Source organism: Blautia parvula (assembly GCF_020215665.1).
In the GTDB taxonomy this organism is placed as follows: domain Bacteria; phylum Bacillota; class Clostridia; order Lachnospirales; family Lachnospiraceae; genus Blautia; species Blautia celeris.
Genome location: NZ_CP084061.1, coordinates 2,582,241 through 2,598,120, shown reverse-complemented (window position 1 = coordinate 2,598,120; position 15,880 = coordinate 2,582,241). Strand labels below are relative to the sequence as shown.

General features: G+C 42.2%; 17 protein-coding genes. 14 read left to right on the top strand and 3 right to left on the bottom strand.

Annotated elements, in window-relative coordinates:
* The 3 genes from LC508_RS12105 to LC508_RS12095 are packed head-to-tail and all read left to right on the top strand — an operon-like array spanning position 1 to position 2,594.
* Positions 1-300 carry a phage holin family protein gene (locus tag LC508_RS12105; RefSeq protein ID WP_033141024.1) on the top strand — a complete coding sequence of 100 codons (300 nt, stop codon included), beginning with the start codon at positions 1-3 and terminating at the stop codon, positions 298-300.
* A gap of 30 nt (positions 301-330) precedes the next feature.
* The gene (locus LC508_RS12100; RefSeq protein ID WP_186971044.1) at positions 331-1,893 is read left to right on the top strand and encodes an N-acetylmuramoyl-L-alanine amidase; all 1,563 of its coding nucleotides are present in this window, start codon (positions 331-333) and stop codon (positions 1,891-1,893) included.
* Between the two features lie 53 nt (positions 1,894-1,946).
* On the top strand, positions 1,947-2,594 hold the full coding sequence (locus tag LC508_RS12095) for a Rha family transcriptional regulator (protein WP_103733280.1): 648 nt from the start codon (positions 1,947-1,949) through the stop codon (positions 2,592-2,594).
* A gap of 299 nt (positions 2,595-2,893) precedes the next feature.
* Here the strand turns inward: LC508_RS12095 and LC508_RS12090 are convergent, their stop codons facing one another.
* Entirely contained in the window at positions 2,894-3,301 is a 408-nt protein-coding gene (locus LC508_RS12090; protein ID WP_033144139.1) for a sigma factor-like helix-turn-helix DNA-binding protein, read from the bottom strand.
* Between the two features lie 199 nt (positions 3,302-3,500).
* Here LC508_RS12090 and LC508_RS28740 point away from each other — a divergent pair, with 199 nt between their 5' ends.
* Entirely contained in the window at positions 3,501-3,596 is a 96-nt protein-coding gene (locus LC508_RS28740; protein WP_081960570.1) for a peptidoglycan-binding domain-containing protein, read from the top strand.
* 53 nt (positions 3,597-3,649) lie between these two features.
* On the opposite strand, the gene LC508_RS12080 is transcribed toward LC508_RS28740, so the two are convergent.
* Together LC508_RS12080 and LC508_RS12075 are read right to left on the bottom strand one after the other, a co-directional pair.
* The gene (locus LC508_RS12080) at positions 3,650-3,991 is read right to left on the bottom strand and encodes a YmaF family protein (protein WP_081960569.1); all 342 of its coding nucleotides are present in this window, start codon (positions 3,989-3,991) and stop codon (positions 3,650-3,652) included.
* 370 nt (positions 3,992-4,361) lie between these two features.
* On the bottom strand, positions 4,362-4,589 hold the full coding sequence (locus LC508_RS12075) for a hypothetical protein (protein ID WP_033144138.1): 228 nt from the start codon (positions 4,587-4,589) through the stop codon (positions 4,362-4,364).
* A 455-nt stretch (positions 4,590-5,044) separates the two neighbouring features.
* Here LC508_RS12075 and pcrA point away from each other — a divergent pair, with 455 nt between their 5' ends.
* The 10 genes from pcrA to LC508_RS12025 all read left to right on the top strand — a co-directional run bounded on the left by pcrA (position 5,045) and on the right by LC508_RS12025 (position 15,780).
* On the top strand, positions 5,045-7,258 hold the full coding sequence (gene pcrA / locus LC508_RS12070; protein WP_033144137.1) for a DNA helicase PcrA: 2,214 nt from the start codon (positions 5,045-5,047) through the stop codon (positions 7,256-7,258).
* Positions 7,259-7,689: 431 nt separating this feature from the next.
* Positions 7,690-7,920 (top strand): DUF4366 domain-containing protein, encoded by a 231-nt coding sequence (locus LC508_RS12065; RefSeq protein WP_018594181.1) that lies wholly within the window; start codon positions 7,690-7,692, stop codon positions 7,918-7,920.
* Positions 7,921-7,989: 69 nt separating this feature from the next.
* Positions 7,990-9,381, top strand: coding sequence for a 23S rRNA (uracil(1939)-C(5))-methyltransferase RlmD (gene rlmD, locus LC508_RS12060; protein ID WP_103733179.1), 1,392 nt, complete (start codon positions 7,990-7,992; stop codon positions 9,379-9,381).
* 284 nt (positions 9,382-9,665) lie between these two features.
* Complete coding sequence (locus LC508_RS12055; RefSeq protein WP_158587292.1) at positions 9,666-11,231, top strand: DEAD/DEAH box helicase family protein; 1,566 nt, start codon at positions 9,666-9,668, stop codon at positions 11,229-11,231.
* Between the two features lie 267 nt (positions 11,232-11,498).
* Positions 11,499-11,843, top strand: a complete 345-nt coding sequence (locus LC508_RS12050) for an alpha/beta fold hydrolase (RefSeq protein ID WP_054351803.1) — start codon at positions 11,499-11,501, stop codon at positions 11,841-11,843.
* A 115-nt stretch (positions 11,844-11,958) separates the two neighbouring features.
* Positions 11,959-12,378 carry a flavodoxin family protein gene (locus tag LC508_RS12045; protein ID WP_054351804.1) on the top strand — a complete coding sequence of 140 codons (420 nt, stop codon included), beginning with the start codon at positions 11,959-11,961 and terminating at the stop codon, positions 12,376-12,378.
* A gap of 151 nt (positions 12,379-12,529) precedes the next feature.
* Positions 12,530-12,730, top strand: a complete 201-nt coding sequence (locus LC508_RS12040) for a hypothetical protein (protein ID WP_103733204.1) — start codon at positions 12,530-12,532, stop codon at positions 12,728-12,730.
* Positions 12,731-12,835: 105 nt separating this feature from the next.
* A complete protein-coding gene (locus LC508_RS12035; protein WP_054351805.1) occupies positions 12,836-13,108 on the top strand; it encodes a hypothetical protein in 273 nt (90 codons plus the stop codon).
* A 195-nt stretch (positions 13,109-13,303) separates the two neighbouring features.
* On the top strand, positions 13,304-14,386 hold the full coding sequence (locus LC508_RS12030; RefSeq protein ID WP_054351806.1) for a LacI family DNA-binding transcriptional regulator: 1,083 nt from the start codon (positions 13,304-13,306) through the stop codon (positions 14,384-14,386).
* Between the two features lie 89 nt (positions 14,387-14,475).
* A complete protein-coding gene (locus LC508_RS12025; protein WP_158587293.1) occupies positions 14,476-15,780 on the top strand; it encodes an ABC transporter substrate-binding protein in 1,305 nt (434 codons plus the stop codon).
* The last annotated feature ends 100 nt before the right edge of the window (positions 15,781-15,880 follow it).

The window sequence follows — 15,880 nt, the reverse complement described above, 5'->3', positions numbered from 1 at the left end:
ATGGATTTAAATTTTTTAATGGATCATATCAACCCTGTGATCTTAGGTATCTGCCTGCTGGTGGGCTATGTGATCAAGACCGCGATACCGGCGATCAAAAACAGGTATATCCCACTTGCCGCTCTTACGATGGGGACTATTATTGCAATCCTCATAAACATGAGCAGCGGCATTAATGCAGAGGTAATTCTGGGCGGTATGATCTCCGGTCTGGCCAGCACAGGCTTTTATGAGATGCTGCGGAACTTGTTGAAAAAAGACGGGAAGAAAGAAACGGAAGAAGGACCAGAGGGCGAGTGATCGTCCTCTTCTGAGTAGAAAGGAAAAGAAATGGGTGTATTGATCATGGGAAGAGCATCTGCCACGGCAGAGCAGATGCGCAGATATATCAAGAGCAGAAACCCCAGTGTGGAGCCGTCCGTACTGGATATGATACCGCTGTATCTGGAAGAAGGAGAATCGGAGGGAGTAAAAGGTGATATCGCCTTTGCACAATCCTGTCTGGAGACTGGGGATTTTACCTTCGCCGGGTCTGCAGTCAGCCTAAAACAGAACAATTTCTGTGGGATGGGAGTGACCGCCACCGGAATGAAAGGGAACAATTTCCCCAGTCCACGGCTGGGGATCCGTGCGCAGGTCCAGCACCTAAAAGCCTATGCCTGTGACCAGCCATTAAAACAGGGATGCGTAGACCCACGCTTCCACTTCGTAAAACGCGGGATGGCTGAATATGTGGAGTGGCTGGGGATACAGGAGAACCCAAACCATACAGGATGGGCGGCAGGCAAAGGATACGGGGAGAAGATACTGAAGATACATCAGGAAATCTTAAATATAGAAAGTGAGGAAAAAGGAATGAAGATCAATGTACATGCAGGACATAACTTTAAGGTTCCGGGAGCGTCCGGTATATTTTCCGAAACATCAGAGGACCGAAAGGTGAAAGACCTGGTGATCCGTAAACTGCAGGCGGCAGGCCATACAGTCTATGACTGTACGGATGAAAGCTCCGGAACTGTGAACGGCAATCTTGCCGCGATCGTGGCGAACTGTAATGCGCATGCTGTGGATCTGGATGTGTCCATCCATTTCAACTGCTACAATGGACAGGCACATGGAACAGAGGTATTTATCTATAACTGGGGCTCTGCCGCCGAATCCTATGCTCAGAGGATCGCAGACCGGATCGGGGAACTGGGATACACAAAAAGGGGAGGAGGAGTAAAAACAAATCCCAGTCTTTATGTGCTGCGGCATACGGTCAGCCCAGCCCTGTTGATTGAGTGCTGTTTTTGTGATAATACGAATGATGCCGCAAAGTATACAGCAGAGAGGATGGCGAATGCTATTGTTTCCGGTATTACAGGAAGTGCGATGTCCGGCAATACTCCATCCGGCGATACTAAAGATTGGCTGTCCAGGGGCGATACAGGGACAGCGGTAACAGCATGGCAGAAAATTTTGAACACATTCGGCAGCGGTGTAAATGTTGATGGAGATTTCGGGCCAGACACAGAGGCACAGACTATCCGGGTGCAGCGCCTTGTGGGTGTTAATCCGGATGGATGTGTTGGAGAGAAGACAAAATCTGCAGTATCTGCATATCTCAAAAAGAACAACTGGATACAGGTAAGGGATGGCCGCTGGTGGTACCGTCATGCAGACGGCGGATATGTGAAAAATGATTGGGAAAAGATTGGCGGGGTATGGTTCTTCTTTGACGGTAGCGGTTGGATGAAAACCGGCTGGATCGAATGGAAAAAGAACTGGTACTACCTGAAAGCCAATGGAGCAATGGCGGCAGATGAGCTGGTAAGGACCGGGGGCAAAGTCTACTATGTAGACAAGTCCGGAAAGATGTGCTACACGGACAAAACGGGAGCGCTCAGATAAAAAACAGAACATAGATATCTTATCACTACAAAATAAAACGAAAGGATGATTTTATGTTAGTAGAGATCAAGAAAATGAATAAAGATGAAGTGACAGTATGTACAAGCTTGGATGTAGCGGAGACATTTGGAAAAGAACATAAGAATGTCTTGAAAGATATACGGGAAATGGATTGCAGTGAGGAATTTGGACGGCTAAATTTTGAGCTGTCCTCTTATCTCAATTCACAAAACAAAAGGCAGCCCATGTATTATATGACATGCGATGGGTTTACCATGTTAGTTATGGGCTACACTGGGGAAAAAGCTATGAAGTTTAAAGAGGCCTATATCCGTCAGTTTAATGCTATGGAAAAAGTTCTCATTGGTAAAATGAAGGAGCGCGAAAAAGGCATTGCTGTCCGTCAGGCTCTTACCAACGCTTTGCAGCAGTCAGAAGAAAATGAAAGAATGCATGGCCATGCTTATTCCACATATACGAATATCGTATATAAGGCGGTATTCGGAAAAGACGCAAAACGTCTCCGCGAAGAATATGGCATATCCAAAAAGGAGAATCTTCGGGAATGTTTTAGCGAGGAAGAACGGAAGGCTGTACAATCAGTTGAAATGATCGTGAGTGGTTTGGTGAACTACGGGTGGGGATATGAACAGATCAAGGAGTTCGTGATGAACCAGAATCTAAAAATGCTGGCAGCCTGATACGTGGACAAGTCTGGTAAGATGTGCTATACTGATAAAACAGGAGCACTACTGTAAAACGCTGTAAGGTCTCGGTTTCTCCACCGGGGCCTTTTAAGTGCCATAAATGAAGAGACTATACATAAAGTATAGCCTCTAGATAAAGAAGGAAATGGTGGATATATTACCAGTTTTTAATGATAACGCGTGGAGTCTCTGATGTCAAGTATAAAATGACAGACTGTACCCGAATGGCCGACTTTAAATGGTTTTGTCAATATAATTACACACATCAACCCAAAAGGATCCCTCCAGGGTCTTTAATCATACAGATTATCTAGTTTTTTGTGCGCTCGATACAACAAAGTTCCGACAGAGGTTATCGTGGAATGATGTTGTTCTGCAATTTCCTTATATGATTTGCCAGAAATTTTTTCTGACAAAAAGATACGCTCAAGCCTACTCAATACAGATAAGTCGCAATCTGTATATTTGGTATAGTCAATATTTTGCCTACGATGTATATAGAGATTTGGCTGTGGGGTATCAAGCTTTTTACGGGCTTTCAAAAGCAGAGCATTTATATTTTGTCTGCAACAATTCAACTGTTGTGATATTTCAACAGTTGAAAGACCTTGCATTTTCAATATCAAAGTTTCACGTTCCCGAATTGTTAAAATGGATAAGTCTGAATCCGCATATTTAGTATAGTCGACGCGTGCCGGCATGACGTTTGATACCTCCTACTATTCATTGTCATTACCTCTGCCCTATATTGTAAATGGGCCGTCAACAGTTGTCAAGAAGCACAAAAAGGCCGGCACCATTACAGCACCGGCCAACAAGTCGAATCGGAGGTTATCCATACCTCTGGTTACATCGACATTTAATCCTGATCGTTTTCGTTAATGACACGTTTGCAATTGGCTGGAGGCAGTTGTGCTGCAGTACCAGCGTGACCACAGGCTTACCGTGGATGGTATTGCAGGGCACGATACCTTTATGGTCTTAATTGCTAAATAACTGGTCGAAAAGTTTTTATAAGGGATTTCCCCGGACTAAGCCGGGGAAAGTATTTAATCACAAACAGGGTTTTCAATTAAAGTCGCAACGATAAAGTCATGTTTGTGTCCTGCGTCCATAGAGGTACATCCTTTAATAAGATGTACGTGTTTTCCACAACCGACATCAATTGCCGGTGAGGATGTGCCGCAAAATTCATGGGTATGGCCATTACAAGAATCGGTTTGAAATTTTACTTCATGCACGTGGCTACCATCACAGGGAATTGCTTCGCTGGACACTGTAGCAAACCGATGGTTATGAGCATATTCACAGCACCCGGAAATCTTAACGCTTCCGGTCACTTCGTGAACGTGTTGTTTTGGAGGACAAGGCCTTTTCATATCTTCATTCATAATTTTTCCCTCATGATTGATAATTGTAGATGTTACAATGTTATATTATGCTTAATGAAGAAAAACGTACCCCCAATTTTTAAATATTAAGCAGCCGACACCATTATAATGCCGGCCATAAAAAAGAGAAGAGCGAACCATTAAGTTCTATTTATAATATGAGATAAGCCTGCTATAAAATACCGATAAGGTCAATAAATGATAAGAAATTTAATGCGGAGCAGGAAGCAAGCTGATACGCAAAATGACCGGTACCATTATAATGCCGGCCATTCCGCGACTAAGAAACTTATTGATACTTTTGGTTGCAAATAAATATTACAACATAATTGGAATTAGAGCAATAGATAATCGTGGACAGTTTTCGACATTAATCCTCTTTTAGCAGCCCACGTTCGTGTGCTTCTTTTACCATACGTTCGTACAATTCCTCTGACGGCTCAAAATTTTCCAGATCCGGTTCAGTATCTATTTCTTTTGGATTTCCTGCAGCCTCATTCCTGACACGCTGGCATATCCATTCAAGAAATCCTGGGTCCTGTTCAAATTCTGGATTAGCCTCAAAATCTGGGTCATATGTTTTCTTTCTGTTTGACATTTTCATCACCTCCGAAAATAAGTTTAATATCGGAGGTGATAATAATGCTACTGGTAAATAATGGAAGTTATGCGGATGCGTGCGGCCCATATCGGTATCCCCTGGGTCGCTCATCTGGATGCATCTTATAATATAGGTAGAGGGCGTACTATACTTTTGAGCTGTTTTGACCAGTGAAAAAAGTATTATTTTTTTCAAATAATCCCCTTTTTGTCCCCTTTTTCGGCTTTCGGACATTTTGTAACGCTTGAAACCCGCATGGTTGGTGGGTTTTGACTAAAAAATATAGTTTTTAAAACTATTTGTAAATGGATTTTTCCGAAAACAGCAGAAATCCCCGGCAAACGCTTGCCTGCCCCGGGGAGCTGTGTTATATTGTAGGAACAGGTGTTTTGATACATGGAGATAGAAAGTACAAAATGTGCTTTCTATTGTTGATTTATGGAGGTACATTTATGAGTATATATGACACTTTGAATCCGCAGCAGAAGGAAGCAGTCCTTCACACAGAGGGGCCGGTGCTGATCCTGGCCGGAGCGGGCTCAGGAAAGACCAGAGTGCTGACCCACAGGATCGCCTATCTGATTGAGGAAAAGGGTGTGAATCCGTGGAATATCATGGCTATCACATTTACCAATAAGGCGGCAGGTGAGATGCGCGAGCGTGTGGATAAAATCGTGGGATTCGGCTCTGAGAGTATCTGGGTCTCCACCTTCCATTCAAGCTGTGTGCGTATTTTGCGAAGATATATAGACAGGCTGGGATTTGACCACAATTTTACCATTTATGATACAGATGACCAGAAAAGTCTGATGAAGGATATCTGCAAACGTCTGCAGATCGATACGAAGGTACATAAGGAGAGGGCCATACTTTCCGCCATTTCTTCGGCAAAGGATGAACTGGTGACGCCGGAGGAATATGAGCTGAACAATATGTCTGATTTCAGCAAGAAAAAGATTGCCCAGGCATACAAGGAATACCAGAAAGAGCTGAGAAAAAACAACGCACTTGATTTTGACGATCTGATCGTGAAGACAGTGGAGCTGTTCCAGGCATGTCCGGATGTGCTGGACTATTACCAGGAGCGTTTCCGTTATATTATGGTGGATGAGTATCAGGATACCAATACGGCACAGTTTAAATTTGTAAGCCTTCTGGCAAGTAAATATAAGAATCTGTGCGTGGTGGGCGATGATGACCAGTCTATCTATAAATTCAGGGGGGCAAATATCGGAAATATCCTTGGATTTGAGAAGGTATTTTCTGACGCTAAGGTGATCAAACTGGAACAGAATTACCGTTCTACCCAGAATATCCTCAATTCTGCCAATGAGGTGATACATAATAATATAGGAAGAAAAGAGAAATCCCTGTGGACAGACAATGAGGAAGGTTCCCTGGTGCATTACAGGCAGTTTATGAATGCATATGAGGAGGCCGAATTCATTGCGGGAGATATCAGCAGGAAAGTGCGGGAAGCAGACTGCCAGTATAAAGACTGTGCCATTTTGTACAGGACCAATGCCCAGTCACGTCTTTTCGAGGAAAAATTCCTTATGGCAAATATTCCGTACAAACTGGTGGGAGGCGTCAACTTCTATGCCAGAAAGGAGATCAAGGACCTGCTGGCTTACCTGAAGACTGTGGACAACGCCAGAGATGATCTGGCTGTGCGCCGTATCATCAATGTGCCGAAACGCGGAATCGGGGCAACCACACTTGCAAAGGTGCAGGATTACGCCTCTGAGCACGACATGAGCTTTTACGATGCTTTGAAAGAAGCAGAGAATATTCCTACCCTTGGAAGGGCAGCAGCCAAAATCGAACCCTTTGTCACATTTGTCCAGAGCCTCAGAAGTAAGACGGAGTATTTTTCGCCGTCAGAGCTGCTCAATGATATTATTGAGGAGACAGGATATGTGATGGAGTTAAAGGCTGAGGGCACAGAGGAAGCAGACGCAAGGATTGAAAATATCGACGAGTTGATCACAAAAATTGTTTCCTATGAGGAGGAAAATGAAGATCCCACACTCAGCGGATTCTTGGAAGAGGTTGCCCTGATCGCCGATATTGACACAGTGGACGGGGATGGAAACCAGGTGCTTCTTATGACGCTGCACAGTGCGAAGGGTCTGGAATTTCCTTATGTATATCTGGCCGGTATGGAGGATGGTATTTTCCCGAGTTATATGACCATCACGGCAGATGACCCGGCAGAGCTGGAGGAGGAGCGCAGGCTTTGTTATGTGGGTATCACAAGGGCCATGAAGGATCTGACGCTGACCTGTGCGCAGCAGAGAATGATACGCGGTGAGACACAGTACAATAAGCCCTCCCGTTTTATCCGGGAGATACCAAGGGAACTGGTGGACCTGGGAAGAGACTTTAAAGAGCAGAAGATCAAGGAGATTCCGCTTCCCAATACGATGAAGCAGATGAAACAGGCGTTTAAGCAGCCTGCATTCATACCAAAGCAGTTTGAGGTGAAAAAATCAGCGGGACTGTCTTACAATGTGGGTGACACGGTGAAGCATATCAAATTTGGTGTGGGTGTTGTGAAAAATATCGTGGAAGGCGGCCGTGACTATGAAGTGACCGTGGATTTCGACAAGTCAGGGACTAAGAAAATGTTTGCGTCATTTGCAAAACTGAAAAAAGTGGAATAAGATTTGAGAAATCTGCAGAAGCTGAATAGAAATAAAGTTACTGCTCACTCTGTGACCGGTACCGGGATAATTACTGTTCACTGCGTGCCCAGCAACACGCTTCGCAATGCACAGATATGGAGCATTCTGCTCCATATCGCGCGGGCTGTCTCGGGATTTTCATGCCTTCAGCCTGAAAACACCTTGCGGGACAGTGGTGTGTGAATAATAACTCGGGATAAATCAATATGAAAATATTGAATAAAGGATAGTAAAATTTTGCCTATCGTGATATAATATTAAAAACAAGCCGAATGAAAGTTTTTTTACAGGAAACTATAATAAAGGAATTTGCAGTACATTCGGCAAAGACTGACAGACAGCCGGCAGCAACTCCGGAGAGTCGGGGCAGCAGTGCAGGATGTCATAAGTAAGAGAGGATGGTGCAGGCTATGAATCGTATTGAGGATTTAATCACAGCATTACAGAAGAAAGAAGAAGAAAAAAATAAGAATACCGTCTTATGGATTCTGGCTATCATCGGAGCAGTAGCTGCTGTTGCCGGAATAGCATATGCAGTATACCGTTTCTTCACTCCGGATTATCTGGAAGATTTTGAAGAGGACTTCGACGATGACTTCGATGATTATTTTGAAGACGATGACGAGGATGAAGACAAATAAAAAGAGTAATAGGGAGCTTCGGGAAACCGGAGCTTCTTTTTCTGTTAAACAATATCAGGAGGAACAGTTTTGAAAAAAGGAGAAATTTACGAAGGAATCATTGAAAAAGTAGACTTCCCCAACAAGGGACGTATCATCATAGACGGCAGGACCGTTACCGTAAAGAATGGCATTCCGGGCCAGAAGGTGCGGTTTTTGATTAATAAAAAGAGGGGAGACCGTCTGGAAGGACGTCTTCTGGAGGTGCTGGAAAAATCCCCGCTGGAGAAACGCGAACCTGTCTGCAGCATTTTCCCGGCCTGCGGCGGCTGTATGTATCAGACCATGGAGTATGAAGACCAGCTTAATATGAAGGCAGAGCAGGTTAAAAATCTGCTGGACAAGGTGATTGTAAATGCCGGTCAGGTGGATGAGGACGGCAGCCCGGATTATGTGTTTGAAGGGATTAAGGGAAGTCCCATGGAGTTTGCTTACAGAAATAAAATGGAGTTTTCCTTCGGTGATGAATACAAGGACGGCCCTCTGGCGCTGGGACTGCATAAGAAGGGAAGTACCTATGATGTGCTGAATGCTTATGACTGTAAGCTGGTGCACGAGGATATGACGAAGATTCTGCAGTGTGTGGGCGAGTATTTCCGGAGCAGGAATGTGAGTTATTATAAGAAGATGCAGCATGTGGGATATCTGCGCCACCTGCTTTTGAGAAGGGCCAATACAACCGGGGAGATTCTGGTGAATCTGGTAACTACAAGCCAGGAGGAACATGATCTGGAACCGCTGAAGGAAGAACTGCTGGCGCTGCCTTTGGAGGGGGAGATAGTGGGATTTCTTCATATTATCAATGACGCGCTCTCTGATATGGTGCAGAGCGATGAGACCAGGATACTGTATGGGAAGGATTATTTTTATGAGGAGATCCTGGGGCTTAAATTTAAAGTGACGCCGTTTTCTTTCTTCCAGCCGAATTCTTATGGGGCAGAGGTGCTGTATAATACGGCAAGGGAGTATATCGGGGATACGAAAGATATGACCGTGTTTGATCTGTACAGCGGAACAGGGACCATTTCACAGATACTTTCGCCGGTGGCGAAAAAGGTGATCGGGGTTGAAATCGTGGAGGAGGCTGTGCAGGCGGCGAAGGAGAATGCAGAGCTGAATGGGATTGACAACTGCCGGTTCTTTGCTGGGGATGTGCTGAAGGTGATCGATGAGATCGAGGAGAAGCCCGACTTCATCGTGCTGGACCCGCCGAGAGATGGGATTCATCCTAAGGCGCTGCCGAAGATTGTGGAGTATGGGGTGGAGAAGATGGTTTATATATCTTGTAAGCCCAGTAGTTTGAGTAGGGATTTGGAAGTGTTTTTGAGGGATGGGTATCGGGTGGAGAGGGTGTGTTGTGTGGATCAGTTTTGTCAGACGGTTCATGTGGAAACCGCCGTGCTTCTCGTGCGGAAACCTTGATTTTAGGCGGGGGTGTGGGATTGTTTGGAGAAAATGGAGTTGTGTTTTTGCGGAAGGTGAGATGGATAAGTTTCCGCAGATAAGGAGACGGGGTTAACGCCGGATAGTTTGAAAATGAGGGTTTCGTTGGGCAAAAGATACAATCCGGCAAAACCCATACCCTTTAGCAAAACGTGAATATCTTGGCATATCGCCTTATTAAAGCAATTAGATAGGGACAGTAAGGGATAATAATTAGTAAGGTAAAGATACATGAGGATGGCAGTAGAAGGGAAGTGACATATTTGGAAAATCTTCGATATTATCAAAAAGAGGCGGTTGAAAATATATATGAATTTTTCAAATCTGATAAATGTAAAGCCAAAATGTATATATCAACAGGGCTTGGTAAAACGTTAATTATTGCGGTTGCAATACAAACAATATTAAAAAATAATAATGCATCTATACTAATTCTTTCATCGAGGTCTATGCTGTGTAAGCAGATAAAAGCTGCAGTATTTCAAATGATTGAATATGTGAATATAGCAACACATGTACGTGAACTAAAAGAACAAAAAATTCTAATTACGACATATCAAGATGTTATTAAAAACAGATTGAACTTTAGTCGATTTGATTTTATGATTTGTGATGAGGCTCAATTTTTAAAAAAAGAAAGTTGCCTTAAACTGTTGAATATAGAACATATAAAGGCTTTGGGTGTGCTGCAAAATTTAGAATCATCTGAAGATTGGTTTTATGATGCAGAATGTTTATATACATATACGACCAAAGATGCAGTAAAAGATGGTTATAGTGGGTATATAACTGAAAGAGAATTTATAGAGCGCTTTTTAATAAAATTATTAGATTATCAAGGATATAAAAATATATTAAGAGAAGTTAGTATATCCAACGAGCCTAAAAGTAGTATGCGAGCAGATATAGTTGCGGAAAAAGATAAAAAAATAGTTTTAGAAGTGAAGTCTTACAGAAATTTATATAATTCAAAGATTATTCTTAATAATGCTTTAAAGCAAATTTTACAATATAAACAGATTATGCTTTCTAATAATCTAGCTGAAAAAATCTCTTTTGTTATTGTCATGCCATGCGAAATCGATGAAGATTCACAAAGAGAAATTTTTGATAGATTTGATGTAGAAATATGGGATATACGTAATCTGATATATTTATGTGAGGAAAATAAGGAGCTATTGCAATTATTGACAAGTTGCATTCCATACTCCACTTTGGAAGTAGAAGCAAAAAAACCAATAAATATAAAAGTAGAAACAAATGATATTACAATAGATGAAGAGACAATATCTTATGTAGAAGTTTTTCAAGAGAAGCTGGAAAAGTGTAGATTGGGTAGGTTGGATAATGCAGATAAGAAGTATGAAATAATTTGCACAGAAATAATAAAATATCTATTTGACACAGAGTTTTTTAAAATTTCAGAACAGCATAAAACAGATGATGAGATGTTCCGTATGGATCTGTTGTGCTCGTTAAAAGGGACAACGGAGTTTTGGAAATTTCTTATAACATTTTATCATACAAAATTTGTTGTTTTTGAATATAAAAATTATTCGGATTACATTTCGCAAAACTTAATATATATTACAGAAAAATACTTGTTTCCTGTCGCGCTAAGGAATGTGGCTTTTATTATTTCACGAAAAGGTTTTGATTCAAATGCCCAGAAAGCATCTTTAGGGTGTTTAAAAGAAAGTGGAAAATTAATTATTAGCTCGGATGATAATGATTTAATAAAAATGATATATATGAAGGAAAATGGTGAGGAACCATCGGATTACCTTTTAGATAAAGTTGAACAAATATTGATGTCGGTAAGTAAATAACCTATGAAAAATAGTATCATATTTAAATATCACAAAATTTATGTGATAAATTAAAGGGGGAAATTACTTCATAAAGGGGTGATTTTAATTAAAAAGGGGTAAGTGGGGTGAATGGACAGACTAAACTTACCCACCGCACTTTTATAATAAATTCTTTTGCCATGTAGTATAAAAGACAACTTTCACCGCACGTTGAAACCGTCGTGCTTCTCATAAGGAAATCTTGATTTTAGTAGGGATTGCAGAATTACAGAAGATGGAAGACCGATGAGACATATGAATTATCTTTCCAATGCACTGAATACAGAATCACTTGAAAAATCCCCTGATTTCACAGCTGCCTTAAAGGAAAAGAATACACCTCCGGTTTTGGTTGTGCAGCCGGAATACGGTGTTGTGCCATGGCAGATGCATTACCAGTACAGGGAATATTTTGACGATGTCAGATTTGTAATTGCACCCGGCTCCGGGCACAGCGTTTGGGGGACAGAGTCAGGAAAAGATATTTTAGTGCGCAATGGGGATGCTCTGTTTAAAGGGGAAGCAATCCCTGATGCATATACATCAGCGGAGAATCCGTTCCCGCCTGTGCAAAAGGAATCGGAACGATGAAAAAGAATCGGGAAATCAGAATGTAAATTCAAAAAAATATGCCACTGTCGTGGGAAAGCCCTCCGGTCATTTGAGGGGGGGGCAGAAAAAATATTCGCGCAAGGGAGAGATAGGGATGAAATCTGTAATTATTTATTATTCTTATACAGGAAAAACGAGGGAACTGGCTGAAAAAACGGCACGGGATATAGATGCCGATTTGATTGAGGTAAAGGAAAAAAGGAATCGTTCCACTTTCAATGCTTATGTCTGTGGGTCTCTTGCCGCCAGAAGGCAGAAGAAAACAGAAATTAAAGAAGTTACGTTTGATTTATCTGAGTATGAAAAAGTGATTGTAGCGGTTCCGATTTGGGCAGGCTTTCCCTCCACACCTTTTAATAATATTCTGGAACTGCTCCCTGAAGGAAAAGAAATTGAACTTATTCTGACATCGGGAAGCGGAAATTCTAAGGGGAGTAAGGAAAAAACAATTTCACTTGCCAAACAAAAAAATATTAAAGTCATAAAGTATACAGATGTAAAAACAACAAAGTAATCTGGCGGTACTGGCATATATGCGGTAAGCAGTGTTTTAGAGATCATGATTTCAAGTTGAAATTTTTCAGTAGTTGCAAGTTTATATTTTGTGTTTTTTATAAATATTAGATTGTCAGTTCGGAAGAATAGAGATAATGGGGAATACGAGTATGGATTATTCGATGGATGAATTAATGGAAGCGAAAAGACAGATTGATTCAACTCTGCACAAGCTGAGAGAAACGATAAAAACGTTTGAAGCAAAAGAAAATGCTTCCCGGTATAAATCTCAGATTACATTGGCTAAGAGGCGTGTAAAGGCTTTTGAAATTGCCAGTCATCTTATTGAGGATGAGATAGAAAGAAAATAGAAAAATAGTTTGCAGTGAATTACTTTTCAACAAAATAAGATTATTTTAAAGCATCAGTCATGAATGATTGGTGCTTTTTGTGTGTCATAAAAGGAGGTGTCGTTTTTGTATCCGATGAGCAAGGCATTCCGGCAGGCGGTGCAGGAGAACACCGGAAGGTATTACAGGCCCGGGAGGATTAACACGGAGGTCGGGGTGAAAGTAACCCATATCCAGGTGAAGAGGGCGGCCATGCTAAACGGTTTGGAGATGCTGTCTGTGTATATGGGAAATGACATGGAGATGTATCGGGACGTGCTGTTTTATTTGGGGCAGATTCTGGACGGCCTTTTAGGTATGCAAATACCTTTGCAGTCTGCCACATGGGCTTACGGGTAGCGAGAATCATAGTCTTTCGGATTGGCAGTATTTTGCAAAATGCATAAGGTGCTGTTAAGAACAGAGTGTAAGTAACCAACTTGCCTAAGTGGACGCGTGACCATGTTTCTGTATATTGAAGATTTCGGCCATATCATATAGTATTGTGACTATACAAATAGTGCATATTACACAAAAGGAAAAATTAAGTAAATCATGGAAAAAAATGTTACCAGAAAAGATATAGCGAAAGAGGCCGGTGTTTCGGTGTCTGTGGTCTCGAGAGCACTTAACAACAGCGGATACGTTGACAATGAAAAAAAGAGACGAATTCTGGAGATTGCGAACCGCGTAGGGTATATGCCAAATCCTGTTGCAATGGCATTGCAGCAGAGGAAGACATACCAGCTGTTATTTTTCTGCGGAGACCTTACAGGAACATACTATAACCAGATGTATCATGGCATGGCCAGGGAAGCTGAAAAAAAGGGATACCATGTTATGGCTATCATGAATGAACGGGATTTCGAGATGGTGAAAAAGACATTGGCAGACGGTGCGCTTTTTCCTACAGAGACAGTGGCACAGGCATATGCGGAAAGTATCGGAAAAAACTATTATCTGCCGACAGTTACGGCGAGTTTTGATCCATCAGTTGTTTTTGCCAAACCTATGCCGGCAGTTATTATTGATAATAGAAAAGTTATCAATACGGCGATTGACTATCTCCGGAAAAAGGGCCATCGAAAAATTGGTATGGCGCTTCCTTTTAACGAGGGCTACGCAAATCTCCGCTACCGCTACTGGAAAGAGCGGATGATGCAGGAAATAGGGAAAGATTACAGGAAATATATCCTGGATGTACAGGGAGATTTGAATAAAACAGAAAAACCAAAGAACAGCAGCCAGAAGGACTTCAGCTGCGAAGCGGAAGGGTTTGTATACCTGGATTTGTTTTTCATAGGCAGAAGGGCAGCGAGGATGTATAAGGCATCTGCACATAAGCCCACGGCCATCATTTGTTTTAATGATGATATGGCATTTGGAATGATGGAAGAGTTAAAGTCTTTGGGATACAGTGTGCCGGAAGATGTTTCTGTTATAGGAATTGACGGGCTTTTTACAAGAGAAAGATATGAGCCGAAGCTGACAACAATAGCCATCTACCCGGAACGCCAGGGTGCTGAATGCGTAGATGTTTTAATAAATGTATTAGAAGGAAACAAATATAAATACATGAATTACTCTCCGTTTGAAATTCTGGAGGGAGAGACCGTAAAAAATATAGAATCTGTTTAGCAGGTTTTTACATAATCAGGAACATATATCAAAGTACAGCGCGCAGCTTTGATGTATATATAAATTTATTGAAAATGGATGGAGGAAGAATGATGAAATTAAAAAAATTGGCAGCTGTGGGACTGGTTGGAGTCATGCTTGCAGGTTTGACAGCCTGCGGCGGCAATTCAGAAAAGGCAAACGCAAAAACAGCAGACGGCAAGGAAAGGAAAAAACTGGTAATCTGGTCTTGGGGAGCAGATGAGGAGAAGAAATCAAGAGAGACAATGGTGGAGGCATTTCAGAAGGCACATCCGGAAATAGAGGTGGAACATTCTGTGATTCCTACCGCTGACCATGTATGGGATCAGAAGATGACAGCAGCATTGTCGGCAGGTACCGGCCCGGATGTTATCCAGATGTCCCCGGATTATTATGGGTTATATACGGAATATTATGAAGACCTGAATCCTTATGTGGAAAAAGAAGGCGTTGACCTCAAATCTGTAATAACAGAGGGAATGATCGAACCGTATTACCGCCCGGATGGTAAACTTGAGGCTATGCCTTTATTGGAGAATGTTTTTGTCCTGGCTTATAACAAAGATATGTTTGACAAGTTTGGTGTAGAGTATCCTACCAATGACTGGACATGGGACGACCTGGCAGAGAACGCTAAAAAGTTTGCCGGAGGAGAAGGAGCGGATGCTACCTACGGAATAGTAAACCATTGGATTGATGCAGGATTGTCTGTGATCTGTAAAGGCGGAAGTGCATACTCAGATGACTTAAAGACATGTGAAGTTAACAGCCAGGAAGTAAAAGACGGACTGAATTTATTCGGAGATTTGGTTCAGAGCAAGGCAATGCCGGATGACACAGCAGCAAAGAGCCTCCCGAAGGAACAGTTATTTGTATCTGGACACGCGGCCATGTATACGCTGGGCGGATTTGAGACAAAGCTGATCGCAGAGGAAGTGGGAGATAATTTTTCATGGGATGCTGTCTCTATGCCTAAAGTGGAAAATGGAAAGAACAATCTCATGTACGCCACAGGCTATGCCATGCTGAAAACTTCAAAGAACAAAGATGCAGCCTGGACTTTCCTGAAAGAAGCAGCGTATGCAAATGAAGATATGGCGAAAGAAACCAGTAAGATCGGTCTTACATCCTGCAAAAATATTGCAGAGACCTATTACAAAGATTTAGAGTATGGACCGATCAAAAACAGCGCTTTTCTTGACGGTCTGTCCGGTGCGAAACTGAATATATGGGGCGGTGCATTTTCAGCAGCCGGCGATGTGTATACACAGATTTGGCAGTCAGTAACCATAGACGGCAAGACTGCAGAGGAAGCTATGGAAGAATACTATCCGGCTCTGGAAAAGGCATTTAACGAGGCAAACGGCAACTGACAGTCAGGATGACACAGAAGCAGAGGTTATCCGCCGGGTTATTTTGAACCGGGGGGTAACCTCTGACAATTCATGACAATAGCGGGTTCACAGTGTGTAC